Here is a 7,321-nt window from a genome sequence, read left to right as displayed (position 1 = left end):
GTCTTCGATGTCGCCGACGATCTCCTCAAGAATGTCTTCAATGGTCAGCAGCCCGGCGATACCGCCGTATTCATCGATGACCAGGGCCATGTGGTAGCGCTTTTCCCGGAATTCCCGCAGCAGGACGTTCACCCGCTTACTTTCGGGAATGATGTTGGCCGGGCGCAGGATCGACTCCAGACTGAAGTCGGTGTTCTCTTCGAGCATCATGCGCAGCAGGTCTTTGGCCAGCAGGATGCCTTTGATGTCATCAAAGCTCTCGCCAATCACCGGGAAGCGGGAGTGGCCGGACTCGATGATTTTGGGCAGAAACTCTTTGGGGGTTTCGTCGATACGGATGGCGACAATCTGGGAGCGGGGAATCATCAGTTCCCGCGCCTGAAGGAGCGAGACGTCCAGGGCCCCCTCGATGATACTCAGTGCCTCCTGGTCGAGCAGTTTGTTGTTGGCGGCTTCTTTGATGATTTCCAGCAGTTCCTCGCGGGACTGCGGCTCACCGTTGAAGGCCTGCATCAACTTGTGCAACCAGGACCGGTCGGCGCGTTCGGTCTTGTCCGATCGGTCGGTTTTATCGGCTTTATCGGAGTAGCGGGTCTGAAGGCTGCTACTCGGAGGGTCATCGTTCATGGGTTTGAATCTGTCCTGTTGGTTGGCTTGCGCCGGGTATCGGGGCCTCGTCGTAAGGCGACGGGTAGTGTAACCGAGTCAGAATCCGGGTTTCCAGGCTTTCCATCTGGTCGGCTTCCTCCGGATCAATATGGTCATAACCTAGCAAATGCAAGGTCCCGTGCACAAGCATGTGAGCCCAGTGGGCCTCGGGGCTTTTGCCCTGCTCCTTTGCTTCCCGCGCCACCACCGGGGCGCAGACTACCAGATCGCCAAGCAAGGGCAGTTCCAGCTCGGCAGGCAGGTCGGCCGGAAAGGACAAAACGTTGGTCGGTTTGTCCTTGCCCCGATAGCGGTGGTTGAGGGCCTGGCTTTCGGCCTCGTCGACGATACAGACGCTGACCTCGGCATCGGGCTGATGGGCGCCCGCCTCAAGGGCTGCGCCAATCCAGCGTTCGATCAGCTCGGAAGAGGGGAGGCCGTCGTCCTCGGAGGCGACAGCGATATCGATGGTCAGGGGCACGTCAGTCGTCCGGGTGGCTCTCGTCGAAGGCGTCGTAGGCTTCCACGATGCGCTGCACCAGCGGGTGGCGCACCACGTCCTTGGCGGTAAAGTGGGTGAAGCTGATGCCATTGACGTTCGACAGCACCTCAATGGCGTGCCGCAGCCCGGATTTCTGGCCTTTGGGCAGGTCGATCTGGCTGGGGTCGCCGGTGATGACGGCGGTGGAGCCAAAGCCGATCCGGGTCAGAAACATTTTCATCTGTTCCCGGGTGGTGTTTTGGCTTTCGTCCAGAATCACAAAGGCGTTGCTCAGGGTGCGACCGCGCATGTAGGCCAGTGGGGCCACTTCGATCACGTTGCGCTCGATCAGTTTACCGACGGTTTCAAAGCCCAGCATTTCAAACAGGGCGTCGTACAACGGCCGCAGGTAGGGGTCCACCTTCTGGGCCAGGTCACCGGGCAGAAAGCCCAGCTTCTCGCCGGCTTCCACCGCCGGGCGTACCAGCAGAATCCGCTCGACTTCGTCTTTGAGCAGGGCTTCCACCGCGCAGGCGACCGCCAGGTAGGTTTTCCCGGTACCGGCCGGGCCCGTGCCGAAGTTGATGTCGTTGGCCTGGATGGCTTTCACATAGCGCTGCTGATTGCCGCCCCGGGGCTTGATGGTGCACTTCTTGGTGCGAATCAGCGTCATGCCGCCGGAGGCCTGATCGCCACCGGTACCGGATTCGGCGGCACCCTCGTCGGTCACGCGGTCATTCAGTTGGTCCATAAGCTCCTCGATACCGGAGGTTTGCAGGGCAAGGTGAATTTCGTCAGGGGTGAGCTCCGCCGTGTTGGTTTCGCGGTAGAGGCTCTTGAGCAGCTCAGCGGCGGTCTCGGTGGTCTGGGCATCACCGGTCAGCGCGAACTGGTTGCCGCGGTTGCGAATCTGGATATTGAGGCGCTCTTCGATCTGGCGCAGGTGCTGGTCGAACTGACCACAGAGGCTGGCGAGACGGCGGTTGTCGTCGGGTTCCAGGGTCACCCGATGGGTGACAGCGTCGGGGCTGGTTACTGCGTGACTATTCAATGAGGTGTCGTTCTCCTGTTTATGGACTTACTTTAAGCCTAAACCATAAAAATGATGGCGAAAAGGCAAATCTTCGGCCGTTTGTTTCTTAGCCCGGGTGGTTTTGCGAACCCTGGGTTATAAGAGGCTCTTGTGGTTATCTGAGCGTCCGGTCCGGGAAGGGGAAGGCCGTTCAAGACACGCCGTAAATACGGTCCTCTTCGCGCTCCCGGCGCTTCGGGACACTTCCCACATCCATGTGGGGCGTCCACGCAGGCTCGAATCGCGGGTCCCCCGCTCCACGGTCTTGAACGGTCTTCCCCTTCCCGGACCTCTGAAGTAGCGTCTCGCTTGGGTAACGGCGGATGCGCTGCGCTTATCCGCCCTACACGAACTACCATGCTATGCGTAGGGCGGATAAGGGCGAAGCCCGCATCCGCCGTCACCCCTTGTCCGGTGAGCACCCCGTTGGGCGCGAATTTACCCCGGAGGGCACGGTGCCGGGTAACCTCTTCTCAAACCCTCGCTTCACGGATGAAGCGAGGGAGCTACAGGGACGTATTCATCGCGTTTTGAGAAGAGGTTACCCGGTAGCGTGCCCGGACTCCCTACGGAGTCAATCTCTGACGCAGTATCAAGCCGCCCAATCCTGATCCAACTCGGAGCTCAACAAGGTCCCGCGCAGCGAATTCGGTAATGCCTCTTCGATCAGAATATCCGCAAACTTGCCGATCAACGCCGGGTCATCGCAGCGGAAATTTACCACCCGGTTGTTCTCCGTGCGCCCGGACAACTGACCTGGGTCCTTCTTGGAGTACCCGCTGACCAACACCCGCTCGGTATTGCCCACCATCTTGCGGCTGATGTCCTGGGCCTGCTGGGTGATACGGGTCTGCAGAATTTTCAGACGCTCTTTCTTCACTTCCATCGGCGTCTCGTCCGGCAGATCCGACGCCGGGGTGCCCGGGCGGGGGCTGTAGATGAAGCTGAAGGAGGTATCAAAGCCAATATCATGAATCAGTTTCATGGTGGCCTTGAAATCCGCGTCGGTTTCTCCCGGGAAGCCGATTATGAAGTCCGAGGAGAAGCTGATGTTCGGGCGGTTGGCCTTCAGGCGGCGCAGCTTGGACTTGTATTCCAGGGCCGTGTGGCCGCGTTTCATGGCCATCAGAATCCGGTCTGAACCGCTCTGTACCGGCAGGTGAATATGGCTGACCAGCTCCGGCACTTCGTTGTAGACATCAATCAGCGAGTCGCTGAATTCCACCGGGTGAGAGGTGGTGAAACGGATGCGGTCGATGCCGTCGATAGCGGCGACGTAGGTGATCAGCTCGGCCAGGTCGACCACGGTTCCGTCGCTGTTTTCGCCCCGGTAGGCGTTGACGTTCTGGCCCAGCAGGTTGATTTCCCGCACGCCCTGACCGGCCAGGTGCACGATTTCGGCGAGCACATCGGTGACCGGACGGCTGACTTCCTCGCCCCGGGTGTAGGGCACCACGCAGAAGGTGCAGTACTTGGAGCAGCCTTCCATGATGGAGACAAAGGCACTGACCCCGTCGGACTCTGGCTGGGGCAAGTGGTCAAACTTCTCGATTTCCGGGAAGCTGATGTCCACCACGGCGCTGTCGCCACGCGGGGTCTCGATCATTTCCGGCAGGCGGTGCAGGGTCTGGGGGCCAAAAATCATGTCCACGAAGGGCGCCCGCTTGGAGATGGCTTCCCCTTCCTGGCTGGCCACACAGCCGCCCACGCCGATCTTGAGGTCCGGTTTGGCGTCTTTCAGTGACTTCCAGCGGCCCAGCTCGTGGAACAGCTTCTCCTGGGCCTTCTCCCGGATGGAGCAGGTGTTGATCAGGATCACGTCCGCTTCTTCCGGGTTTTCCGTGGCCACCATCTGGTGCGATTCGCCCAGCAGGTCGCGCATGCGGGCGGAATCGTACTCGTTCATCTGACAGCCGTGGGTCTTGATGTAGAGCTTTTTCGGCGTCGGGGTGCTGTGCTCGGTGGTCATGGCAACAACCTGGTTAAAAAATGGTCAAATTCGAGGTCGCGCATTATAGCGATCTTGGGCCTGAAATCCCATAGATTGATCAAAATCTACCCAAAAATGGGTCTATTCAGCACGGGATTTGTGCTATTCTTCGCGCCCTTTCGATTTGTCTGGAAAACCCGAGCAGTACTATGGCCGCAAAACCCGTCTACAAAGTCATTTTCGTCAATCAGGGCCAGGTCTATGAGGTCTTCGCCTGCGCCATTTATCAGAGCGAAATGTACGGCTTTATTGAAGTGGAAGAGTTCGTTTTCGGTGAGCGCAGCCAGTTGGTGGTCGACCCGTCGGAAGAGAAGCTCAAAAACGAATTCGCCGGGGTCAAGCGCTCCTATATTCCCATGCACGCCATCGTTCGTATCGATGAGGTGGAAAAGGAAGGCGCGGGCAAGATCAGTGAATTCAAGGGCGAGAAGGTCACCCAGTTCCCCTACAGCAATTTTGCCCCCAAGCCGGGCTCGGATAACTGAGTCCGGACGCCATCGCTGGCGGCTGATCTTTCTACCTACCGGCTGAAAAACCGGATCAGTCGCCCGATCAGCATCCGCAGGTGGGCCATCATGGCCCAGATGAAGCCCGCACCCCCCACCAGTAAGCTCGCCAATACCACAAGCTCCTGCTCGATCGATGGTTCGATCAGCGTATTGGCGATATACAGCCCAACCACGCCGAGAAAGAACAGCGAAACCCCCAACCGAAACTGGCGGAAGCCCTGCTCCAGAGAGCCGGTGTAGTGCGCCTTTAGGGCGGCGAGCCATGAGTGCTTCATAAAATTGCCGGGTTCGCGATTGAAAAGCGTGTATTCCGCGTTAATTTACGGTATATAGCCGTCTGACGGCGCCGGTCCCATGGCGCCCCGGAACGTAAAGGCAGGACCACGATTGAGCACCCAACCCCTACCGCCCCGGGGCCCCTCCGACGGCGACACGCTGGATTATATCGCCGAGCAACTGGAAACCCGAGGCTATGCGGTGATACCCGCCGCTGTCCCCCCGGCACTGGTGGATCGGCTGTTTATTGAACTCAAGCAGCTCGACAGTGCGGAGTTCAAACCGGCGGGTATTGGCCGTCAGGACGACTTTCAGGTTAACCGGTTTGTGCGCTCGGACCAAATCTGTTGGTTGCAGGGGCAAAGCGAGGGCGCCGGCGGTTTTCTCGATTGGATGGAGCAACTGCGCCAGGGGCTCAACCGCCGCCTGTTTCTCGGGCTGTTTGATTACGAAGCCCACTTCGCCAGCTACCCGCCCGGCGCCTTTTACAAGAAGCACCTGGATGCGTTCAAGGGGCAGTCCAACCGGGTGCTGTCCACGGTCTTTTATCTCAACCCCCAATGGCAATCGAATGACGGTGGCGAGCTGGTGATTTACGCCGAAGACGGTGAGTCAGAGCTGGAGTGCGTCCGTCCCGAATACGGCAAGCTGGTGATTTTCCTCAGCGAAGTGTTCCCCCACGAAGTCCGTCCCGCCCAGCGTGAGCGCTATAGCATTGCGGGCTGGTTCCGGGTGAATAACAGCTCGGCGTTGGTTCCTGATCCGCCCAGATAGTGGCGTCTACCCGGCGCAGGGAAGCAGGAATCCCGCTTGGCCTTTGTGGATTGAGCTGCTATCGTCAATGATTCCGCGCTGTTGCAGCGCGAGCATCACTCACAGCAGTAGGGATCCGGCTATGCAGATTGACTGGCGCGAATACGCCTGTGGCGACTTCTACGACGAACTGATCAGCTCCCCCGGCAACCCGCGCAAAGCGGCCCGCCATCTGGCCAATTACCTTGCCTCTCTCAGCGGCGAGGAGCTTCAGGAGCGCAAGCTCTCCGCCGAGCTGGCGATCAAGACCATGGGGATCTCCTTCACCGTCTACAGCGACGCGGGCAATATTGACCGCGACTGGCCCTTTGACATCATTCCCCGGGTGATTTCCCAGCGCGAGTGGGAAAAAACCGAGCGCGGCCTGATCCAGCGCCTCAAGGCACTCAACTGCTTTATTGACGATGTCTACAACGAGCGCAAGATCATCAAGGACGGGGTTTTCCCGGAAGAGCTGTTGGCGGATTCCAAAAACTTCCGGCCGGAGTGCATTGGCATGAAGCCGGCGTTTGGGGTCTGGGCGCATATCTGCGGCACCGACCTGATTCGCGACGAGAAAGGGCAGTTTTACGTCCTGGAAGACAACCTGCGGGTTCCCTCGGGCGTGTCCTACATGCTGGAGAACCGCAAGGTCACCAAGCGGGTGCTGCCGGAGCTGTTTGAAAACCATACCATTCTGCCGGTGACCGAATACCCCAACCAACTGTTCGATACCCTGGCGGCGATTTCTCCGCGCCCCATGGAGTTTCCCGAAGTGGTGGTACTTACTCCGGGCATCTACAATTCCGCCTATTTTGAGCACTCCTATCTGGCTCAACAGATGGGTGTGGAGCTGGTGGAAGGCAGTGACCTGGTGGTAGAGGATGACATGGTGTACATGCGCACCATCAATGGCCTGGCCCGGGTGGATGTGATTTACCGGCGGATCGATGACCTGTTCCTCGACCCGGAGATGTTCAATCCCGATTCGGTGCTGGGTGTACCGGGGTTGATGCGCGCCTGGCTCAAGGGCAATGTCGCCTTGGCCAATGCCCCCGGCGCAGGGGTGGCGGATGACAAGCTGGTCTACACCTACGTGCCCAAGATGATCAAATACTACCTGGACGAAGACCCGATTCTGCCCAATGTGCCCAGTTATCTGTGCAACGACAAAAAGGATCGGGACTATGTGCTGGCCAACCTCGACAAACTGGTGGTCAAGCCGGCCAATGAGTCCGGCGGCTACGGTATGTTGATGGGGCCCCAGGCGAGCAAGAAAGAGCGGGAAGCCTTCGCCCAGAAGATCAAGGCCAATCCGCGCAACTATATGGCGCAGCCGTTGATGTCCCTGTCCACGTCGCCGGTGGTGACGCCGCGCAACGCCGAACCGCGACACATCGACTTGCGGCCGTTCATTCTTCAGGGGCGGGATCATCATGTCACCCCCGGTGGCCTGACCCGGGTGGCGATGACCAAGGGCTCCTTTGTGGTGAACTCCTCCCAGGGGGGTGGCAGTAAAGACACCTGGATCGTGGTTGAGGGGGATAAATAAG

The 7,321-nt window shown here is 59.1% G+C and carries 8 protein-coding genes; 3 read left to right on the top strand and 5 right to left on the bottom strand.

Features of this window, described 5'->3' with window-relative positions:
- The 4 genes from B3187_RS06040 to miaB all read right to left on the bottom strand — a co-directional run.
- Positions 1-513, bottom strand: a 513-nt coding sequence (locus B3187_RS06040) for a CBS domain-containing protein (protein ID WP_286805120.1), incomplete at its 3' end; no start/stop codon positions are given.
- Positions 514-616: 103 nt separating this feature from the next.
- Positions 617-1,129, bottom strand: a complete 513-nt coding sequence (gene ybeY, locus B3187_RS06035) for an rRNA maturation RNase YbeY (RefSeq protein WP_286805114.1) — start codon at positions 1,127-1,129, stop codon at positions 617-619.
- Between the two features lies 1 nt (position 1,130).
- Positions 1,131-2,180: a PhoH family protein gene (locus B3187_RS06030; protein WP_286805112.1), complete on the bottom strand. Its 1,050-nt coding sequence runs from the start codon at positions 2,178-2,180 to the stop codon at positions 1,131-1,133.
- Between the two features lie 613 nt (positions 2,181-2,793).
- Positions 2,794-4,170, bottom strand: a complete 1,377-nt coding sequence (gene miaB, locus B3187_RS06025; RefSeq protein ID WP_286805110.1) for a tRNA (N6-isopentenyl adenosine(37)-C2)-methylthiotransferase MiaB — start codon at positions 4,168-4,170, stop codon at positions 2,794-2,796.
- Between the two features lie 170 nt (positions 4,171-4,340).
- Here miaB and B3187_RS06020 point away from each other — a divergent pair, with 170 nt between their 5' ends.
- Positions 4,341-4,676, top strand: a complete 336-nt coding sequence (locus B3187_RS06020) for a DUF1820 family protein (protein WP_024460702.1) — start codon at positions 4,341-4,343, stop codon at positions 4,674-4,676.
- Between the two features lie 35 nt (positions 4,677-4,711).
- On the opposite strand, the gene B3187_RS06015 is transcribed toward B3187_RS06020, so the two are convergent.
- The gene (locus B3187_RS06015) at positions 4,712-4,975 is read right to left on the bottom strand and encodes a hypothetical protein (protein ID WP_246004354.1); all 264 of its coding nucleotides are present in this window, start codon (positions 4,973-4,975) and stop codon (positions 4,712-4,714) included.
- A 112-nt stretch (positions 4,976-5,087) separates the two neighbouring features.
- Between B3187_RS06015 and B3187_RS06010 the strand changes: the two genes are divergently transcribed.
- Together B3187_RS06010 and B3187_RS06005 are read left to right on the top strand one after the other, a co-directional pair.
- Positions 5,088-5,750, top strand: a complete 663-nt coding sequence (locus B3187_RS06010) for a 2OG-Fe(II) oxygenase (RefSeq protein WP_286805108.1) — start codon at positions 5,088-5,090, stop codon at positions 5,748-5,750.
- A gap of 121 nt (positions 5,751-5,871) precedes the next feature.
- Positions 5,872-7,320, top strand: a complete 1,449-nt coding sequence (locus B3187_RS06005; RefSeq protein WP_123637794.1) for a circularly permuted type 2 ATP-grasp protein — start codon at positions 5,872-5,874, stop codon at positions 7,318-7,320.
- Position 7,321 lies beyond the last annotated feature (1 nt).

Origin of the sequence: Marinimicrobium sp. UBA4209, assembly GCF_002381585.1 — a bacterium.
In the GTDB taxonomy this organism is placed as follows: Bacteria; Pseudomonadota; Gammaproteobacteria; order Pseudomonadales; family Cellvibrionaceae; genus Marinimicrobium; species Marinimicrobium koreense.
Note: the sequence above shows the minus strand (reverse complement) of the source record. Positions and strands in the feature narration are given on the sequence as shown.